Source organism: Mycobacterium sp. IS-1590 (genome assembly GCF_001500025.1).
Taxonomy (GTDB): Bacteria; Actinomycetota; Actinomycetes; order Mycobacteriales; family Mycobacteriaceae; genus Mycobacterium.
Genome location: NZ_LQIW01000025.1, coordinates 1 through 18,722, shown reverse-complemented (window position 1 = coordinate 18,722; position 18,722 = coordinate 1). Strand labels below are relative to the sequence as shown.

The 18,722-nt window shown below is 65.8% G+C and carries 21 protein-coding genes; 18 read left to right on the top strand and 3 right to left on the bottom strand.

Going from position 1 to position 18,722, the window contains the following annotated elements; translation table 11 throughout:
• Window positions 1-27 precede the first annotated feature (27 nt).
• Window positions 28-453: a MarR family transcriptional regulator gene (locus tag AU197_RS17085; protein ID WP_197415574.1), complete on the bottom strand. Its 426-nt coding sequence runs from the start codon at window positions 451-453 to the stop codon at window positions 28-30.
• A 75-nt stretch (window positions 454-528) separates the two neighbouring features.
• On the opposite strand from AU197_RS17085, the gene AU197_RS17080 reads away from it, so the two are divergent.
• Window positions 529-1,119 carry a maleylpyruvate isomerase family mycothiol-dependent enzyme gene (locus AU197_RS17080; protein WP_064403903.1) on the top strand — a complete coding sequence of 197 codons (591 nt, stop codon included), beginning with the start codon at window positions 529-531 and terminating at the stop codon, window positions 1,117-1,119.
• 5 nt (window positions 1,120-1,124) lie between these two features.
• Here the strand turns inward: AU197_RS17080 and AU197_RS17075 are convergent, their stop codons facing one another.
• Window positions 1,125-1,730, bottom strand: a complete 606-nt coding sequence (locus AU197_RS17075; RefSeq protein ID WP_064403892.1) for a TetR/AcrR family transcriptional regulator — start codon at window positions 1,728-1,730, stop codon at window positions 1,125-1,127.
• Window positions 1,731-1,832: 102 nt separating this feature from the next.
• On the opposite strand from AU197_RS17075, the gene fadD1 reads away from it, so the two are divergent.
• The 16 genes from fadD1 (at window position 1,833) to AU197_RS16995 (ending at window position 16,544) form a co-directional block, all read left to right on the top strand.
• The gene (gene fadD1, locus AU197_RS17070) at window positions 1,833-3,401 is read left to right on the top strand and encodes a fatty-acid--CoA ligase FadD1 (protein WP_064403891.1); all 1,569 of its coding nucleotides are present in this window, start codon (window positions 1,833-1,835) and stop codon (window positions 3,399-3,401) included.
• Window positions 3,402-3,735: 334 nt separating this feature from the next.
• Window positions 3,736-3,984, top strand: coding sequence for a 50S ribosomal protein L31 (gene rpmE, locus AU197_RS17065; protein ID WP_064403890.1), 249 nt, complete (start codon window positions 3,736-3,738; stop codon window positions 3,982-3,984).
• 87 nt (window positions 3,985-4,071) lie between these two features.
• A complete protein-coding gene (gene prfA, locus AU197_RS17060) occupies window positions 4,072-5,163 on the top strand; it encodes a peptide chain release factor 1 (RefSeq protein ID WP_064403889.1) in 1,092 nt (363 codons plus the stop codon).
• Window positions 5,160-6,023 (top strand): peptide chain release factor N(5)-glutamine methyltransferase, encoded by an 864-nt coding sequence (gene prmC / locus AU197_RS17055; protein WP_064403888.1) that lies wholly within the window; start codon window positions 5,160-5,162, stop codon window positions 6,021-6,023. Before prfA ends, prmC begins: the two co-directional genes overlap by 4 nt.
• 22 nt (window positions 6,024-6,045) lie before the next feature.
• The gene (locus AU197_RS17050; RefSeq protein WP_064403887.1) at window positions 6,046-6,699 is read left to right on the top strand and encodes an L-threonylcarbamoyladenylate synthase; all 654 of its coding nucleotides are present in this window, start codon (window positions 6,046-6,048) and stop codon (window positions 6,697-6,699) included.
• Between the two features lie 11 nt (window positions 6,700-6,710).
• A complete protein-coding gene (locus AU197_RS17045; RefSeq protein WP_064403902.1) occupies window positions 6,711-7,919 on the top strand; it encodes a glycosyltransferase family 4 protein in 1,209 nt (402 codons plus the stop codon).
• Between the two features lie 238 nt (window positions 7,920-8,157).
• Complete coding sequence (locus AU197_RS17040; protein ID WP_064403886.1) at window positions 8,158-8,610, top strand: ATP synthase subunit I; 453 nt, start codon at window positions 8,158-8,160, stop codon at window positions 8,608-8,610.
• Window positions 8,610-9,365 carry a F0F1 ATP synthase subunit A gene (gene atpB, locus AU197_RS17035; RefSeq protein WP_064403885.1) on the top strand — a complete coding sequence of 252 codons (756 nt, stop codon included), beginning with the start codon at window positions 8,610-8,612 and terminating at the stop codon, window positions 9,363-9,365. Before AU197_RS17040 ends, atpB begins: the two co-directional genes overlap by 1 nt.
• 65 nt (window positions 9,366-9,430) lie before the next feature.
• On the top strand, window positions 9,431-9,679 hold the full coding sequence (locus tag AU197_RS17030) for a F0F1 ATP synthase subunit C (RefSeq protein ID WP_064347125.1): 249 nt from the start codon (window positions 9,431-9,433) through the stop codon (window positions 9,677-9,679).
• An 8-nt stretch (window positions 9,680-9,687) separates the two neighbouring features.
• Window positions 9,688-10,206: a F0F1 ATP synthase subunit B gene (locus tag AU197_RS17025; protein WP_064403884.1), complete on the top strand. Its 519-nt coding sequence runs from the start codon at window positions 9,688-9,690 to the stop codon at window positions 10,204-10,206.
• Window positions 10,207-10,209: 3 nt separating this feature from the next.
• Window positions 10,210-11,541, top strand: coding sequence for a F0F1 ATP synthase subunit B/delta (locus tag AU197_RS17020; RefSeq protein ID WP_064403883.1), 1,332 nt, complete (start codon window positions 10,210-10,212; stop codon window positions 11,539-11,541).
• 44 nt (window positions 11,542-11,585) lie between these two features.
• Window positions 11,586-13,232 carry a F0F1 ATP synthase subunit alpha gene (atpA, locus tag AU197_RS17015; RefSeq protein WP_064403882.1) on the top strand — a complete coding sequence of 549 codons (1,647 nt, stop codon included), beginning with the start codon at window positions 11,586-11,588 and terminating at the stop codon, window positions 13,230-13,232.
• A gap of 13 nt (window positions 13,233-13,245) precedes the next feature.
• On the top strand, window positions 13,246-14,172 hold the full coding sequence (locus AU197_RS17010) for a F0F1 ATP synthase subunit gamma (protein WP_064403881.1): 927 nt from the start codon (window positions 13,246-13,248) through the stop codon (window positions 14,170-14,172).
• A gap of 21 nt (window positions 14,173-14,193) precedes the next feature.
• Window positions 14,194-15,720 carry a F0F1 ATP synthase subunit beta gene (gene atpD / locus AU197_RS17005; RefSeq protein ID WP_064403880.1) on the top strand — a complete coding sequence of 509 codons (1,527 nt, stop codon included), beginning with the start codon at window positions 14,194-14,196 and terminating at the stop codon, window positions 15,718-15,720.
• A gap of 2 nt (window positions 15,721-15,722) precedes the next feature.
• Window positions 15,723-16,088: a F0F1 ATP synthase subunit epsilon gene (locus AU197_RS17000; protein ID WP_064347140.1), complete on the top strand. Its 366-nt coding sequence runs from the start codon at window positions 15,723-15,725 to the stop codon at window positions 16,086-16,088.
• Between the two features lie 9 nt (window positions 16,089-16,097).
• Window positions 16,098-16,544 carry a DUF2550 domain-containing protein gene (locus AU197_RS16995; protein WP_064403879.1) on the top strand — a complete coding sequence of 149 codons (447 nt, stop codon included), beginning with the start codon at window positions 16,098-16,100 and terminating at the stop codon, window positions 16,542-16,544.
• Window positions 16,545-16,583: 39 nt separating this feature from the next.
• On the opposite strand, the gene AU197_RS16990 is transcribed toward AU197_RS16995, so the two are convergent.
• Window positions 16,584-17,150, bottom strand: coding sequence for a cob(I)yrinic acid a,c-diamide adenosyltransferase (locus AU197_RS16990; protein ID WP_064403878.1), 567 nt, complete (start codon window positions 17,148-17,150; stop codon window positions 16,584-16,586).
• Between the two features lie 69 nt (window positions 17,151-17,219).
• Here AU197_RS16990 and murA point away from each other — a divergent pair, with 69 nt between their 5' ends.
• The gene (gene murA, locus AU197_RS16985) at window positions 17,220-18,473 is read left to right on the top strand and encodes a UDP-N-acetylglucosamine 1-carboxyvinyltransferase (protein ID WP_064403877.1); all 1,254 of its coding nucleotides are present in this window, start codon (window positions 17,220-17,222) and stop codon (window positions 18,471-18,473) included.
• Window positions 18,474-18,722: the final 249 nt, after the last annotated feature.

The window sequence follows — 18,722 nt, the reverse complement described above, 5'->3', positions numbered from 1 at the left end:
GTGCGCGACGAGCGACACCGAGACCCCTCATTGATAGGGGTCGGTGATCTCGCGCAGCGCCGTGAGCGCGTCGCGTAGCTGCCGAAACCGACGGTCGCCGAGGTGACGTCGCCACTCGTCCTCGACCTTGGCGACCTCGGCGCCCGCGGTCTGGCACACCGCCAACCCCTTCTCGCTCAGCGTGACGAGGCGGGCCCGTGCATCGGTTGGATCGGGGGAGCGCAGCACATAACCCGCGCGTTCCAATTGGTCGACCAGCGCACCGGCCGTCTGCTTGGTGACGCGTGCCTGCTCGGCGAGATCGGTGAGCCGCATCCCGCGCGGGTCGAGGCGTTGCATCAGCCGGCTCTGTGCCTGCGTGATGTCGTCGGCGCCCGCGGCAGCCAATGCCTCCATGACGCGTGCCTCGGCGGTGCGGTGTCCGATGAACATGAGCGTGGCGACGTTCGGCATCTCGGTCACGCCGTTGACTTTAGTACGGGCACCTGACTACATTTGGTCAGGAAACCTGACTAAAGGGGAGTGGTCGTGGACTCCGACACGATATGGCGGCATATCGACGAGCAGCGCGCGAGCCTTGCCGACATGCTGGACGGCCTAGAGCCCGAACAATGGTCGACGCCGTCGCTGTGCGAGGGGTGGACCGTGCGCGACGTCGCCGTGCACATCACGCACTCCGCATCTGGCATGCCGAGGTTGCTGTTCGAATTGCTGAGATCCGGCTTCCGATTCAACGCCATGATCTATCGGGTAGCGGTGCAGGACAAGCAATCTCCTGCCGAGATCACGGCCGCGCTGCGCGCTTTGCGCGGCTCCCGTAAGCGTCCGCCGGGCACCGCCGAACTCGACCCATTGATGGACGTGCTCGTCCATGGCCAGGACATCGCGGTGCCACTCGGGATCGACCGGCCCATGCCCGCCAACGCGGCGGTTGCGGCAGCGGAGCGCGTGTGGACGATGGGCTTTCCGTTCAAGGCGCAGCGACGCTTCGACGGTGTGCAACTCGCCGCAACGGACGCCGAATTCCAGGTCGGCGAGGGTCGACGAGTCGAGGCGCCGATCCGCGACATCCTCATGACGCTCGTCGGCCGGCCTGCGCTCACAATCGACGTCGCCTAACCGGATCAGGGGACGGGGTCGGCTCGCAGACCTGGCATGACGTAGCGACGCAGATGTCGCAGTACGGCGTCGCCGTCGCTGGGGTCAAGCGTCTTGCCCGGTACGGTGGCAAGTGAAATCAGCACGCGGGCAAGCCATTCCGATGCTTCGGCGATATTCGTTTCGGGGTGGATCTCGCCTGAGTCGCGCGCGGCGACCAGGTAGCGCGACCAGAAATCGGCCAGGTCGGGCACCAGGCCTTGCACGCCTGCGCCTGCGCACGCGGCGAACTCTTCCGGCTCGTCGATGCGCAGCTTCATCAGCAAGGCGCCGGGGTCGTCGTAGGCCGTGCGCCCGTGCAGGACCCCGGCGGCGATCTGCCGGTCGAAGCCCTCGATTCGCTCGAGCATCCCGTGCGCCTCGGACCAATAGGCCTCGTTGAGCCGCACGATCGCCGCCCCCAGCAGCGACACCTTGTCGGGGAAGTGGCGGTACAGCCAACCGCGGGAAACGCCGGCCACCTCAGCCACCTCGGACACGGTGGTCGAGCGGATTCCCTTGGCGCGCAGGCAGACCTCTGCCGCGTCGATCAGTCGATCGCGGACGCTCTTGGTGGCGGCACCGCTCGTCACCAGGTGGGCTCCTCCGTTAATCTCGCCCTCGAGTGGGCCGATCGGAGCATTGTGTCATGGTAGACACAATCCCGAATCTGTTCACTGTCGGAAGGCGGGCGCATGGCGGACACGCTCCAGCAGCTGCTCAACGAGCGCGCCGACAGCGACGGCGTTGCGATCCGGCACGGGGACCGCGAATGGACCTACCGCCAATACGTCGACGAGTCCAAGACGCAGGCCGCCGCGCTCATCGGGGCCGCCGACCCGGATCGTCCCCTGCACGTCGGAGTGCTGCTCGGCAACACCCCCGACATGCTGATCGCGCTCGCGGCGGCAGGACTCGGTGGCTACGTGGTGTGTGGCATCAACACCACTCGCCGCGGTGAGGCCCTGGCGCGCGACGTCACCAAGGTGCACTGCCAGTTCCTGATCACCGACGCCGAGCACCGTCCGCTGCTCGACGGCCTGGACCTGCCGGGGGTCACGGTGCTCGACACGTCGAGCACCGCCTGGACGGACTTTCTGGCCACCGCGACGACATTCGTCCCGCACCGGCAAGCGGCCGTCGACGACACGTTCATGATGATCTTCACCTCCGGCACCAGCGGTGACCCCAAGGCCGTCCAGGTTGCCAACCTCATGGTGCTGTTCGCAGGGAATGCCCTGGCCGAGAAGTTCGACCTCACCGAGAGGGATGTCTGCTACCTGTCGATGCCGATGTTCCATTCGAACGCCGTCGTGGGCGGATGGGCGCCCGCACTCGTCGCGGGGGCCGCGATGGTGCCGGCCAAGTTCTCCGCGTCCAGGTTTCTGGCCGACATCCGAACCCACGGCGTGACCTACATGAACTACGTGGGCAAACCGCTGGCCTACGTACTGGCGACCCCCGAGCGACCCGACGATCGCGACAACCCGCTGCGCGTCGCATTCGGCAACGAGGCCACCGACCGCGACATCGAGCAGTTCAGCCGCCGCTTCGACGTCACCGTCGACGACGGCTTCGGGTCGACCGAGAACGCCGTGATCATCACCCGCACCCCCAAAACGCCGAAAGGCTCAATCGGACAAGGTTTTCCAGGCGTCGCGATCTACAACAGCGAAACCGTCACCGAGTGTCCGGTGGCGGAGTTCGACGAGAACGGCGCGTTGACCAACGCCGACCAGGCGATCGGCGAACTCGTCAACACCGACGGCAGCGGCCTGTTCCGTGGCTACTACAACGACCCGCAAGCCAACGACGAGCGGATGCGCCACGGCATGTACTGGTCGGGGGATCTGGCCTACCGCGACGCCGACGGCTACATCTACCTGGCCGGCCGCACCGCCGACTGGATGCGGGTCGACGGCGAGAACCTCGCGACCGCGCCCATCGAGCGGATCCTGCTTCGGCTGCCGTCGATCAACCGGGTCGCGGTCTATCCGGTGCCCGATGAACTCGTCGGCGACCAGGTGATGGCCGCCCTGGTGCTACAGGACGACGCCGAACTCGAACCGGAGACGTTCGAACAGTTCCTGGCCGCTCAGCGGGACCTCTCGCCGAAGGCCTGGCCGCGCTACGTGTGGGTCGCCGAGGACCTGCCCAGCACCGCGACCAACAAGATCCTCAAGCGTGAGCTCGTCGCGCGAGGCGTCACACCCGACGGCAGGACACTCTGGCGGCGCGACGGGGGCAGGTTCGTCCCTGTCTAGCCGTCTAGCTGTCTAGCCGTCTAGCCGTCTAGCCGTCTAGCTGCCTAGCCGTCTAGCCGTCTAGCTGCCTAGCCGTCTAGCTGCCTAGCCGTCTAGCCGCGAGTGTGGGGTTGTGTCACGCCAAACCGCGCCGCCGCGTGCCGGTAACCCACGTTCGGCCAGAGGTGGAAGAGCGCGACGGTCGAGGCGGAAGCGGAATACCGGCCGGTGCGCGCACGTTTAGGCACTTGGCGGTTGAGCTGGCATAATGGACCGTCGACGCTGAGGACTCCGGTTCACGCCCGTCACCTCCAACACGGAGGGGCGACCCGGGGCCACGATCGAGAAGGAAACCATGAAAACGGGTATTCACCCTGATTACGTAGAGACCACCGTGCACTGCGGCTGCGGCAACACGTTCACCACGCGCAGCACCAAGCAGAGCGGACAGATCCACGTCGAGGTCTGCTCGCAGTGCCATCCCTTCTACACCGGCAAGCAGAAGATCCTCGACAGCGGCGGCCGGGTGGCGCGCTTCGAGAAGCGCTACGGCAAGCGCAAGGCTGCCGCCGACAAGGCCGACAAAGGCTCAGCGGACAAGTAGCTTCGTTTCCGGCGCCCGTTCTGCCGCATCAGCGGCCAGGTCGGGCGCCGGTTTGCGTTCGCGAGCGGCCACGGAGAGGAGGTCGACATGGCTCGCGCCGAATCCCCGGCTCAGCCGGGAGGAGCGATCGACGCGCTGCTGGCCGAGCATGCCGACCTCGAACGCCAGCTCAGCGATCCGGGCCTGCATGCCGACGCCGCCCGCGCCCGCAAGGTCGGCAGGCGCTTCGCGCAGGTGTCGCCGATCGTCGCGACCTACCGCAAGCTCGAGACCGCCCGCGGCGACCTGGAGGCAGCACGGGAGCTGGCGGCCGACGACGCGTCCTTCGCGGCCGAGGTCGACGAGCTGGTGGCCACCGTCGAACAACTCGACACCCAGCTGACCGACCTGCTGGCACCCCGCGACCCGCACGACGCCGACGACATCGTCCTCGAGGTCAAGTCGGGGGAGGGCGGCGAGGAGTCCGCGCTGTTCGCCGCCGATCTGGCCCGGATGTACATCCGCTACGCCGAGCGCCACGGCTGGACTGTCACCGTGCTCGACGAGACGTTCTCCGACCTCGGCGGCTATAAGGACGCCACGCTCTCGATCCGCAGCAAAGGCGACTCCGCCGACGGTGTGTGGTCGCGGCTGAAGTTCGAAGGCGGTGTGCACCGGGTGCAACGTGTCCCGGTCACCGAGTCGCAGGGCCGCGTGCACACTTCCGCGGCCGGGGTGCTCGTCTACCCGGAACCCGAAGAGGTCGAAGAGGTGCAGATCGACGAATCCGATCTGCGCGTCGACGTCTACCGGTCGTCGGGCAAGGGTGGCCAGGGCGTCAACACCACCGACTCCGCCGTGCGCATCACCCACCTGCCCACGGGCATCGTCGTCACCTGTCAGAACGAGCGTTCGCAGCTGCAGAACAAGGCGCGTGCGATGCAGGTGCTCGCCGCGCGACTGCAGGCGATGGCCGAGGAGCAGGCGCAGGCCGACGCCTCGGCCGACCGAGCCAGCCAGATCCGCACCGTGGACCGCAGCGAGCGCATCCGGACCTACAACTTCCCGGAGAACCGGATCGCCGATCACCGGATCAACTTCAAGGCGCACAACCTCGACCAGGTCCTCGACGGCGACCTCGACGACCTGTTCGACGCGCTGGCCGCCGCCGACAAGCAAGCGAGACTGCAGGCCACATGACCCGGCCCAGCCCGGCGCCGGCATCCACCACGCTGAGCCAGACCATCGACGCCGCTGCGTCGGTGCTGGCCGAAGCGGGTGTGGCGGCTCCGCGCGTCGACGCCGAAATGCTGGCCGCGCACGTGTTGGGAGTCGAGCGGGGCCGTCTCCGGTTCGCCGAGGCCGGACCCGAGTTCGCCGAACGCTACGACGATCTCATCGCCCAACGCGCCCGGCGTATCCCGCTGCAGCACCTGGTCGGCACCGCCGCGTTCGGACCGGTCGATCTGCACGTCGGTCCCGGCGTGTTCATCCCGCGCCCGGAGACCGAAGCTCTGCTGGAATGGGTTCTGGCACAACGGTTGCCCGACGCCCCGGTGATCGTCGACCTGTGCACGGGCAGCGGCGCTCTGGCGCTCGCGCTGGCGAACGGCCGGCCCGACGCGCGCATCATCGCCGTCGACGACTCCGACGCGGCGCTCGAATACGCGCGACGCAATCTCGCCGGCACGGCCGTCGAGCTCGTCTGCGCCGACGTGACCGAACCCGCACTGCTACCCGAACTCGACGGTTCGGTCGATCTCCTCGTCGCGAACCCGCCCTACATTCCCGACGGCGCGCAGCTGGAACCCGAAGTGGCCGAACATGATCCGGAGCACGCACTGTTCGGGGGACCGGACGGGATGCGGGTGATCGAGCCGATCGCCGCCCTGGCGGGCCGGTGGCTGCGCACCGACGGTCTGGTGGCCGTCGAGCACGACGACACGACCTCGCAACGTACCGTCGAGTCTTTCCGCCGATCACCGCATCTCGACGAGATCACCGCCCGGAATGATCTCACCGGGCGGCGACGGTTCGTGACCGCACGGAGGATCCGATGACGCCCGAAGGAGAAGTCGCGGCATGAGTCAGTTGTTCGACTGCTCCGACGCCGGCCAGCGTGAGACCGGTATCGCGTCGGCGATCAGCGCGCTCAAGGGCGGCCGCCTTGTCGTCTTGCCGACGGACACCGTCTATGGCGTCGGTGCCGACGCGTTCGACGGAGAAGCCGTCGCCGCCCTGCTCGCAGCCAAAGGTCGGGGCCGCGACATGCCGGTGCCCGTCCTGGTCGGCTCTTGGCACACGATCGAAGGCCTCGTGTACAACGTGCCGAACACCGCACGTGAACTCATCCGCGCCTTCTGGCCGGGCGCGCTGAGCTTGGTGGTGCGCCAGGCGCCGTCGCTGCATTGGGACCTCGGCGATGCACACGGAACCGTGATGCTGCGTATGCCGTTGCATCCGGTGGCCATCGAACTGCTGCGAGCGGTCGGGCCGATGGCGGTCTCGAGTGCCAACGTCTCCGGGCACCCCCCGGCCGTCACGGCGGAAGCGGCGCGCGAACAACTGGGCGAGCAAGTCGAGGTGTATCTGGAAGCCGGACCGTCCGAGCGACAGGCGGCGTCGACGATCGTCGACCTCACCGGAGCGCGGCCCCGGGTGCTTCGTGAAGGCCCGGTGGGTGTCGAGGCCCTCGCGACCGTGCTCGGTGTCGAGCCCGCGACTTTGACGGACTGAGATTGGCTTTCGTGCAGTACGGTTCATCGGTGGTCTACGCCACCGACACGCTGCTGGCGCTCAACGATCGCGGTGCGGGCGTACCGATTCGGGAGCTCGCGCTGGTCGGGCTGACCGCGGCGATCATCACCTACTTCGCGACCGGATGGGTCAGGGTCCTGGCGCGTCGCTTCGGTGCCGTCGCGATCCCACGCGACCGCGACGTGCACGCCCAACCCATCCCGCGGATGGGTGGGCTCGCGATGTACCTCGGAGTCGCGTTCGCCGTCCTGCTGGCCTCCCAACTACCGGCCCTGACGCGGGGGTTCGTCTATTCGACGGGTATGCCCGCCGTCGTCGTCGCAGGTGGCCTGATCATGGTCGTCGGCCTGATCGACGACCGCTGGGGGTTGGACTCCCTGACGAAGTTCGCCGGCCAGATCACGGCGGCCAGTGTGCTCGTCACGATGGGGGTGGCGTGGAGCGTGCTCTACATCCCGATCGGCGGCGTCGGCACCATAGTCCTGGATCAGGTGTCGTCGATCCTGCTGACGTTGGCGCTGACGGTGTCGATCGTCAACGCCATGAACTTCATCGACGGTCTCGATGGTTTGGCAGCGGGCCTGGGGCTCATCACCGCATCGGCGATCTGCATCTTCTCGGTCGGGTTGCTGCGTGACCACGGCGGCGACGTGCTGTTCTACCCGCCCGCGGTGATCTCGGTGGTGCTGGCCGGGGTGTGCCTCGGGTTCCTGCCGCACAACTTCCATCCCGCCAAGATCTTCATGGGGGATTCCGGGTCGATGCTGATCGGCCTGATGCTGGCGGCGGCAGCCACCACGGCCGCCGGCCCCATTTCGCAGACGGCGTACGGGGTGCGCGACGTCTTCGCGCTGCTGTCGCCGTTCCTGCTCGTGGTCGCGGTGATGTTCGTGCCGGCCCTCGACACGCTGCTGGCGATCATCCGGCGCACCAGGGCAGGCGTGCACTTCACGACGCCGGACAAGATGCACCTGCATCACCGGTTGCTCCAGATCGGCCATTCGCACCGGCGCGTGGTGCTGGTGATCTATCTGTGGGTGAGCATCGTCTGCTTCGGTGCGGCCAGCACGATCTTCTTCGATCCGCGCTACAGCGGGGCCGTCATGCTGGCCGCGATTCTGGTCGCCGTCATCGTCACTTTGATCCCTCTGCTCCGGCGGCGAAACGGCTCGTTCCAGCCCATGTACGACGAAAAGTAGTAGACCCCCATTTGGGCCTCCCACCATGTGTTAGGGTGCATTCAGAACCCGAAAAAAACCTCGCGGGTTGCCGGCCCCCGGACCATCGGAACACCACCGATCGGAACGGAACCACGACCGACAAAGGGAGCTGCCCCGTGGGTGATTCCAGCGAGCCAAACGCCCTCCGATACGCTCAGGGCGCCACGCACGCAAATCATCGGGGCAGCCAGCGTGAACCGCGGATTGAGGTGAAGTTGTGACGACGCCAGCGCAAGATGCGCCATTGGTGTTGCCATCCGTTGCGTTCCGCCCGTTGCGGCTCTCGGTGATCTGCCTCGCGCTGACCGTTCTCGCCACCGTGGCGACCGCCCTGCTCGGCCACCCGATGGTCGGGATCTTCTTCGGGATCGGCTTGGGCCTCGGCTTGTTCAACGCAATCCTGGTACGCCGATCCGCCCTGCGGATCACCGCCCACGCTCACCCGCTGAAGAGCAAGATGGCCGTGAATTCCGCTATCCGGTTGATGGTCCTGACGGTGGTCGGACTGGTGATCGCATTCGTGTTCCGCCCCGAGGGACTGGGTGTGGTCTTCGGAATGGCGTTGTTCCAGATGCTGCTCGTGTTCTCAACCGCAGTGCCCGTCGCGCGGAAGCTGCGCGCAGGCAGCCCGACTGACACCGTTGGACCCCAAGGGGAGGCCGCCCAGTAATGACCGAAACCATCCTCGCCGCCGACTCCGGAATTCACGTCGGCACGCATACCGAGGCCAATTGGTTTGGGCTGACTGTCAACACCGATACGTTGCTCTCCGCGTCGATCGCCGCTGTGATCGTGCTGGCGCTGGCGTTCTACCTGCGTGCGAAGGTGACGTCGAGCGGAGTGCCCAGCGGAGTGCAGCTCTTCTGGGAAGCCATCACCGTCCAGGTGCGCAATCAGGTCGAGTCCGCGATCGGTATGAAGATCGCGCCGTTCGTGCTGCCTCTCGCGGTGACGCTGTTCGTCTACATCCTGATCGCGAACTGGCTGTCGGTGTTCCCGTGGCAGTACAGCAATGAGACCGGTATCCACGAGCTCCTCAAGCCCGCGGCGTCCGACATCAACTTCGTCCTGGCGCTCGGCCTGTTCGTGTTCATCTGCTACCACGCCGCCGGGTTCTGGCGCCGTGGCCCGATCGGCCACCCCGTGCGGCTGCTCAAGGGACACGTGGCGTTCCTCGCCCCGATCAACCTCGTCGAGGAGCTCGCCAAGCCAGTCTCGTTGTCACTCCGACTTTTCGGCAACGTCTTCGCCGGCGGCATCATGGTCACGATCATCGCGCTGTTCCCGGCATACATCCTGTGGGCACCGAACGCCCTGTGGAAGTCGTTCGAGTTGTTCATCGGCGCCATCCAGGCGTTCATCTTCGCGCTGCTGACGATCTTGTACTTCGGTCAGTCGATGGAGCTCGAGGACGAACATCACTGACCACGCGGAAATGCTCGACAAAACCACCTGGTAGGACTGCTACCAGATATCAAGGAGGATAAGGAATGGATCCCACTATCGCTGCCGGAGCGCTCATCGGCGGTGGACTTCTTCTGGGCGGCGGCGCCATCGGTGCCGCGATCGGCGACGGTGTCGTCGGTAGCGCTCTGGTCAATGGCGTAGCCCGCCAGCCGGAAGCTCAGGGTCGTCTGTTCGTGCCGTTCTTCATCACGGTGGGTCTGGTGGAGGCCATGTACTTCATCAACCTGGCGTTCATGGCGCTGTTCGTGTTCGCCACGCCGGTCGGGGGTTAAAGCCGGCCATGGTTGACTCGAACGTCGTCCTGTTGGCGGCTGAGGGAGGCGGTCAAAGCAACTTCCTCATCCCCAACGGCACCTTCATCTTCGTGCTGCTGATCTTCTTGATCGTGCTCGGAGTGATCGCCAAGTGGGTTGTGCCCCCGATTTCTCGGGTCCTGCACGAGCGCGAGGCGATGGTGTTCAAGACGGCCGAGGACAATCGACGGGCAGCCAAGCTCCGGGCTGCTGCGGATGCGGATTATCGCAACGTGATGGCGGATGCCCGCCGCGAGGCGACGTCGGTCCGTGAAGAAGCCCGTGCCGAGGGTCGCAAGATCGTCGACGATGCACGGGCCCGTGCCAACGCGGAGGTATCGACGCTTCTGCAGCAGGCGAACGAGCAGCTCACGCAACAGTCGCGGGCTCTGACGGCCGATCTCCAGTCGTCGGTGGAGACATTGGCTGCCAACCTCGCAAGTCGGGTGCTCGGCGTCGACGTGGCTACGCGCACGGTGCCGGTCTCTTCAGGACGGGAGCGCTGACGAATGTCGACCTTCATCGGCCAGCTCATCGGCTTCGTCATCATCGTGTTCCTGATCGTCAAGTTCGTCGTGCCCCCGGTGCGCAACATGATGAGGACCCAGCAGGAGACGGTCCGCAACCAGCTCGCAGAGCATGCCGAGGCCGAGAAGAAGGTGGCCGACGCCGACACCGAGCACGCGAAGGCACTGGAACAGGCCAAGGCCGAGGCTGCGAATGTGATCGAAGAGGCTCGCAAGGATGCCGAAATCATCGCCGAGCAGCTGCGCGCACAGGCCGACGTCGAGCTCGAACGCATCAAAACGCTAGGGGCGCAACAAGTCCAGCTCCTGCGCCAGCAGCTCGTCCGCGAGCTCCGGCAGAGCCTCGGCGCCGAATCGGTACAGCGCGCCGGCGATATCGTGCGCGACTTCGTCTCCGATAGCGGTGAACAGTCCGCGACTGTCGACCGCTTCCTGGCCGAGCTCGACGAGATGGCTCCGTCGACGACGACGTTCACAGACGTCGTCACGGCGAAGCTTCGCGCCGCCAGCCGCGACTCCCTGGCTCAGCTGGTGGAGCGGTTCGACGGGGTGGCCAGCGGTCTCGACGCGGACGCGCTGACGCGGTTGGCCGACGATCTGGCGTCGACGTCGAAACTGTTGCGTCGTGAGCCCGTGCTCTCCCGGCATCTGGCCGATCCTTCGAGCGCTGATGAGCCCAAGGTTCGGCTCGTCGAGCGGCTGCTTTCCGGGAAGGTGTCGGACTCCGCGCTCGACCTCGTCAAAACCGCTGTGTCGCAGCGCTGGTCGACCACGTCCGATCTGATTCACAGCATCCAGCACCTCGCCCGGCTGGCACTTCTGGTGCGGGCCGAGGGGGAGGGCCAGATCGAGGACGTCGAGGACCAGCTGTTCCGGTTCAGCCGCATCCTCGATTCCGAGCCGCGCCTGATCTCGCTGCTGGGCGAGTACACCGCACCCCTCGAGGGACGGATCGGGTTGTTGAACAACGTGCTTGGGCGCCGGGCGAGCAAGAACACCGCCGACCTGCTGCGTCAGACACTCGATCTGCTGCACGGGGAGCGCGCCGACGAGGCGGTTCGCGAACTCGCGAACCTGGCCGTCTCGCGGCGCGGTGAGGTCGTCGCGCAGGTGCGCGCGGCCGCTGAGCTCAGCGACGCCCAGAACCAGCGGCTCACCGAACTGCTGACCCGTATCTACGGCCGTCCCGTGTCGATTCAGCTCGACGTGAACCCCGAGCTGCTCGGCGGCTTGACGATCGCCGTCGGTGACGAGGTGATCGACGGTTCGCTGGCGTCGAAGCTGGCGGCTGCCGAGACCCGCTTACCCGACTGACCCACCACACCAAGACCACACACGAAGTAGGAAGACAGAACACCATGGCAGAGTTGACGATCTCGGCGGATGAGATCCAGGGCGCGATCGAGGAATATGTCTCCGGCTTCGAGGCGGACACCGAGCGCGAAGAGATCGGCACCGTCATCGACGCCGGCGACGGTATCGCTCACGTCGAGGGTCTCCCGTCGGTGATGACCCAGGAGCTGCTGGAGTTCCCCGGTGGCGTGCTGGGCGTGGCGCTGAACCTCGACGAGCACAGCATCGGCGCGGTCATCCTCGGTGACTTCGAGAAGATCGAAGAGGGCCAGCAGGTGAAGCGCACCGGCGAGGTCCTCTCAGTGCCGGTGGGCGATGGCTTCCTCGGTCGTGTGGTCAACCCGCTGGGCCAGCCGATCGACGGCCGCGGTGAGATCGAGACGACCGAACGCCGCGCCCTCGAGCTCCAGGCGCCGTCGGTGGTGCAGCGCCAGGGCGTGAGCGAGCCGCTGCAGACCGGCATCAAGGCCATCGACTCGCAGACCCCCATCGGTCGCGGACAGCGTCAGCTGATCATCGGCGACCGCAAGACCGGTAAGACCGCGGTATGCGTGGACACCATCCTCAACCAGCGGCAGAACTGGGAGACCGGCGACCCCGATCAGCAGGTCCGCTGCGTGTACGTGGCGATCGGGCAGAAGGGCACGACGATCGCCAGTGTGCGGCAGACCCTCGAAGAGGGCGGCGCCATGGAGTACACGACCATCGTCGCCGCACCGGCATCGGACTCGGCCGGCTTCAAATGGCTTGCGCCGTACACCGGCTCGTCGATCGCCCAGCACTGGATGTATGACGGCAAGCACGTGCTGATCGTCTTCGACGACCTGACCAAGCAGGCCGAGGCCTACCGCGCGATCTCGCTGCTGCTGCGCCGCCCGCCGGGCCGTGAGGCGTACCCGGGTGACGTTTTCTACCTGCACTCCCGCCTGCTGGAGCGCTGCGCGAAGCTCTCCGACGAACTCGGCGGCGGGTCGTTGACCGGTCTGCCGATCATCGAGACCAAGGCCAACGACATCTCGGCCTACATCCCGACCAACGTCATCTCGATCACCGACGGTCAGTGCTTCCTGGAGACCGACCTGTTCAACCAGGGCGTGCGACCAGCCATCAACGTCGGTGTCTCGGTGTCGCGCGTCGGTGGCGCCGCGCAGATCAAGGCAATGAAAGAGGTGGCCGGCTCGCTGCGTCTGGACCTGTCGCAGTACCGCGAACTCGAGTCGTTCGCCGCGTTCGCCTCCGATCTGGACGAGACGTCGAAGGCTCAGCTGGATCGCGGTGCCCGGCTCGTCGAGTTGCTCAAGCAACCGCAGAGCAGCCCGATGCCGGTCGAGGAACAGGTCGTCGCGATCTTCCTCGGCACCAGGGGGCACCTGGACTCCGTTCCCGTCGAAGACGTTCAGAAGTTCGAGCGCGAATTCCTCGATCACGTGAAGGGGTCGCAGGAGGGCATCCTCAAGGAGATCCGGGAGAGCAAGAAGCTCTCCGAGGAGTTGGAGGAGAAGCTCGAGAAGGTCGTCAACGACTTCAAGAAGGGCTTCGCCACCACCGACGGCAGCTCGGTCGTACCCGACGAGCATGTCGAGGCGATGGACGAGGAAGACGTCGAGAAGGAATCGGTGAAGGTTCGCAAGCCCGCACCGAAGAAGAAGTAAGGCCTGAACACAGATGGCTGCCACACTGCGCGAATTGCGCGGCCGCATCCGCTCCGCGGGCTCGATCAAGAAGATCACCAAGGCCCAGGAGCTGATCGCGACGTCGCGAATCGCCAAGGCGCAGGCTCGAGTCGAGGCGGCTCGGCCCTACGACCGCGAGATCACCAACATGCTCACCGAACTCGCGAGTGCGAGCGCACTGGACCACCCGCTGCTCGTCCCGCGCAAGAACCCCCGGCGGGCTGCCGTGTTGGTGGTGTCGTCGGACCGAGGTCTCGCCGGCGCGTACAACGCGAACATCTTCCGGAGGTCCGAGGAGCTGTTCGCCCTTCTTCGTTCGGAGGGCAAGGAGCCCATCCTGTACGTGGTGGGCCGAAAAGCTCTCGGGTACTACAGCTTCCGTAACTGGGACATCCAGCAGTCGTGGACCGGCTTCTCCGAGCGGCCCGACTACGAGAACGCCCAGGAGATCGCGAGCACGCTGGTCGATGCGTTCACGGCCGGTATGGATGACGAAGGCGACGACCCCGGCGCCGACAACATCCTCGGTGTCGACGAACTGCACATCGTGTTCACCGAATTCAGGTCGATGCTGTCGCAGTCGGCGATCGCGCGCCGGATCGCGCCGATGGTCGTGGAGTACAGCGAAGAAGACCCCGGACTGCAGACGCTGTTCTCCTTCGAACCGGATGCGGAAACCCTCTTCGGCGCACTGCTGCCGCGGTACATCTCCACCCGCATCTTCGCCGCGCTGCTCGAGGCGGCGGCGTCGGAGTCGGCTTCTCGCCGGCGCGCCATGAAGTCGGCGACCGACAACGCCGACGATCTCATCAAGGATCTGACCCTGATGGCCAACCGCGAGCGGCAATCTCAGATCACCCAGGAAATCAGCGAAATCGTCGGTGGCGCGAACGCGCTTGCGGACGCCGCCAAGAAGTAGCCCCAGAAAGCGGAGAAGACAATGACTGCTACTGCTGAAAAAGCGACCAGCACCGACACCGCGGGTCGCGTCGTACGTGTCACCGGCCCCGTCGTCGACGTCGAGTTCCCGCGCGGTTCCGTGCCGGAACTGTTCAACGCGCTGCACGCCGAGATCGGTTACAAGGACCTGGCGAAAACGCTGACCCTCGAGGTCGCCCAGCACCTCGGCGACAATCTCGTGCGCTGCATCTCGATGCAGCCCACTGACGGTCTGGTGCGTGGTGTCGAGGTGACCGACACTGGCAGCTCGATCTCGGTGCCGGTCGGCGACGGCGTCAAGGGCCACGTGTTCAACGCGCTTGGCGACTGCCTCGACGAGCCCGGTTACGGCAAGGACTTCGACCGCTGGTCGATTCATCGCAAGCCGCCGGCGTTCGACCACCTCGAGCCCAAGACCGAGATGCTGGAGACGGGTCTGAAGGTCGTCGACCTGCTGACCCCGTATGTCCGCGGCGGCAAGATCGCACTGTTCGGCGGCGCCGGCGTCGGCAAGACCGTTCTGATCCAGGAGATGATCAACCGCATCGCCCGCAACTTCGGCGGCACCTCGGTGTTCGCCGGCGTGGGTGAGCGCACGCGCGAGGGCAACGACCTCTGGGTCGAGCTCGCCGACGCCGACGTGCTCAAGGACACGGCGCTGGTGTTCGGCCAGATGGACGAACCGCCGGGCACTCGTATGCGAGTCGCGTTGTCGGCGTTGACAATGGCCGAGTTCTTCCGTGATGAGCAGGGCCAGGACGTGCTGCTGTTCATCGACAACATCTTCCGGTTCACCCAGGCGGGTTCGGAGGTCTCGACGCTGCTGGGCCGCATGCCCTCGGCGGTGGGCTACCAGCCGACGCTGGCCGACGAGATGGGTGAGCTGCAGGAGCGCATCACCTCGACTCGAGGCCACTCGATCACCTCGATGCAGGCCGTGTACGTGCCGGCCGACGACTACACCGACCCGGCGCCGGCGACGACGTTCGCTCACCTCGACGCGACCACGGAGCTGAGCCGTTCGGTGTTCTCCAAGGGCATCTTCCCGGCGGTGGACCCGCTGGCGTCCAGCTCGACGATCCTCGATCCGAGCGTTGTCGGCGACGAGCATTACCGCGTCGCACAAGAGGTCATCCGAATCCTGCAGCGCTACAAGGACCTTCAGGACATCATCGCGATCCTCGGTATCGACGAGTTGGCCGAAGAGGACAAGCAGCTGGTGCAGCGCGCACGCCGGATCGAGCGCTTCTTGTCGCAGAACATGATGGCGGCCGAGCAGTTCACCGGTCAGCCCGGCTCGACGGTTCCGCTGAAGGAGACCATCGAGGCGTTCGACAAGCTGACCAAGGGCGACTTCGACCATCTGCCGGAGCAGGCGTTCTTCCTCATCGGTGGTCTCGAAGATCTGGAGAAGAAGGCAGAAAGCCTCGGCGCCAAGATGGATGCCGGCGGCGGTGACGGTGCCCCGGCTCAGTCGGACTCGAACGGCGACGCCGACAAGGGCGACGACTCCGACAAGGACGAATAGCGATGGCGGATCTGGACGTCGACATTGTCGCCGTCGAGCGGGAGATCTGGTCGGGCAAGGCGACATTCCTGTTCACCCGGACCACTGCGGGCGAGATCGGCATCCTGCCCCGCCACATCCCGTTGGTTGCTCAGCTCGTCGACGACGCCATGGTGCGCGTCGAGCGAGAGGGCGAGGAGGATCTGCGGATCGCTGTCGACGGCGGATTCATGTCGGTCACCGGCGAAGGCGTGATCATCCTTGCGGAGTCCGCCGAACTCGAGTCCGAGATCGACGGCGACCGTGCGCGGCAGGACTCCGAATCCGACGATCCCGCAGTCGCGGCAAAGGGTCGAGCCAGGCTTCGCGCCCTGGGTCAACTCGACTAGCGGCAACCGATGAGCGCGCTCATGTTCATCATGGTCGCGCTGATCTGCGTGCTGCTTTTCGTCGTGATCGTGCTGTGCTACCGGCTGTGGAAGCTACGGCAGGTGGGCGGTACAGCCGCGATTCTGCGGGACGTACCCGCTGTCGGCGGTCAAGGTTGGCGTCACGGTGTAATGCGTTATCGCGGTGGCGAAGCCGGGTTCTACCGGTTGTCGAGCCTGCGCTGGTGGCCGGATCGCCGGTTGAGCCGCCGCGGGCTGGAGATCGTGTCGCGGCGGGGTCCCCGCGGCGACGAGTTCGACATCATGACAGACGAGATCGTGGTGCTCGAGTTGCGCGACACCAGCCCCGAACGTCGTCGTGGCTACGAGATCGCGCTGGATCGTGGTGCGCTGACGGCGTTTCTGTCCTGGTTGGAGTCCCGGCCGTCGCCTCGCGCGCGACGCCGAAGCTTCTAACCCGTTGCCTGATCCCGCTGTTGGTCCTCGCGCGAGTGCTCATCCGCCCGGTTGCCAGAGCACATCGCCCTGTGGATTGGCGACCCGCGACAGGATGAACAGCAGATCCGACAGCCTGTTCAGGTATTTCGCGGGTAACACGGTGATCGAATCGCCGTGATACTCGACCGCTGCCCAGGCAGATCGTTCGGCGCGCCGGGCAACCGTACGAGCCACATGCAGTAGTGCGGACAGGGGAGTACCGCCGGGCAGCACAAACGAATTCAGCGCGGGCAGCGATTCGTTGAACTCGTCGCACCAGGCTTCCAGCCGGTCGATATAGCTTTGGGTGATCCGCAGCGGTGGGTGTTCGGGCTTCTCGACCACCGGAGTCGACAGATCAGCGCCCGCGTCAAAGAGGTCGTTCTGAATCTGCTTGAGTACCTTCGACATTTGCTCGTCGGGGTTTCCCAAGGCGATGGCAACGCCGATGGCGGCGTTGACTTCGTCGCAATCGGCATACGCCACGAGGCGGGCGTCATTCTTTGACACCCTACTGAAATCGCTCAAGCCCGTGGTGCCGTCATCGCCCGTACGCGTGTATATCCGGGTGAGATGAACCGCCATGGTCAAACCGTACCGGACCCGTAGCCGAGGAAACTGACATGGCCCGCGGCGCTGTTTAGACTAACCCGCGTGAGCGAGCGATTCGTGGTGACCGGCGGAAACCGGTTATCTGGCGAAGTTGCCGTCGGGGGAGCAAAGAACAGCGTGTTGAAGCTGATGGCCGCGACCTTGTTGGCCGAAGGCACCAGCACGATCACGAATTGTCCGGACATCCTCGATGTACCGCTGATGGCCGAGGTGCTCCGAGGTCTCGGGGCGACTGTCGAACTGAACGGTGACGTCGTTCGGATCACCTCGCCCGACGAACCCAAGTACGACGCCGATTTTGCCGCCGTGCGGCAGTTCCGTGCCTCGGTCTGCGTCTTAGGCCCGCTCGTCGGCCGCTGTAAACGGGCCAAGGTCGCGCTGCCTGGAGGGGACGCGATCGGCTCCCGGCCGTTGGACATGCACCAAGCCGGCCTTCGTCAATTGGGGGCGCGGTGCAACATCGAGCACGGCTGCGTGGTGGCCGAGGCCGACCACCTCCGCGGCGCCGAGATCCAGCTGGAATTTCCGTCGGTCGGAGCGACGGAGAACATCCTGATGGCCGCCGTCGTCGCCGAGGGTGTCACGACCATCCACAACGCCGCGCGCGAACCCGACGTCGTCGATCTCTGCGCGATGCTCAACCAGATGGGCGCCCAGATCTCCGGCGCGGGCACGCCGACCATGACGATCACCGGCGTGGACCGGCTCTATCCCACCGAGCATCGGGTGATCGGCGACCGAATCGTGGCCGCGACGTGGGGGATCGCCGCCGCGATGACGCATGGCGACATCTCGGTGACCGGCGTCGACCCGCAGCATCTGCAGCTGGTACTGCACAAGCTGCACGACGCCGGGGCGACCGTGACGCAATCCGACGACGGGTTCCGGGTGGTCCAGTACGAGCGTCCCAAGGCGGTGAACGTCGCAACGCTGCCCTTTCCCGGTTTTCCGACGGACCTGCAGCCGATGGCGATCGCCTTGGCGTCGATCGCCGACGGCACGTCGATGATCACGGAGAACGTGTTCGAGGCGCGGTTCCGATTCGTCGAGGAGATGGTGCGGCTGGGCGCCGATGCCAGGACCGACGGCCATCACGCGGTGGTCCGGGGCATCTCGCAACTGTCCAGTGCGCCAGTCTGGTCGTCGGATATCCGGGCCGGCGCCGGGCTCGTGCTGGCGGGGCTGGTCGCCGACGGCGACACCGAGGTCCACGACGTCTTCCACATCGACCGCGGCTATCCGCTGTTCGTCGAGAATCTCAAGAGTCTGGGCGCTGAAATCGAGCGCGTCAGCTGATCCGCGCACGGTTGCCGCGCGCGTCAATCCCGTCTCGGAAGCCTGTTTTGGGGTTTGTCTCCGACTGGCGTATCCTCTTGTGAGAAGCCCACGGCCCCAGGCCAATCGGACTGGAGGACGGGGTTTGACGTCTCTGTCCAGATCGGTATAGACTGGCAGGGTTGCCCCAAAAGCGGGTGTGTTGTTTGAGAACTCAATAGTGTGTTTGGTGGTTTTTGTTTGTTGTTGTTTTTTGCCATGCCCTGTTTT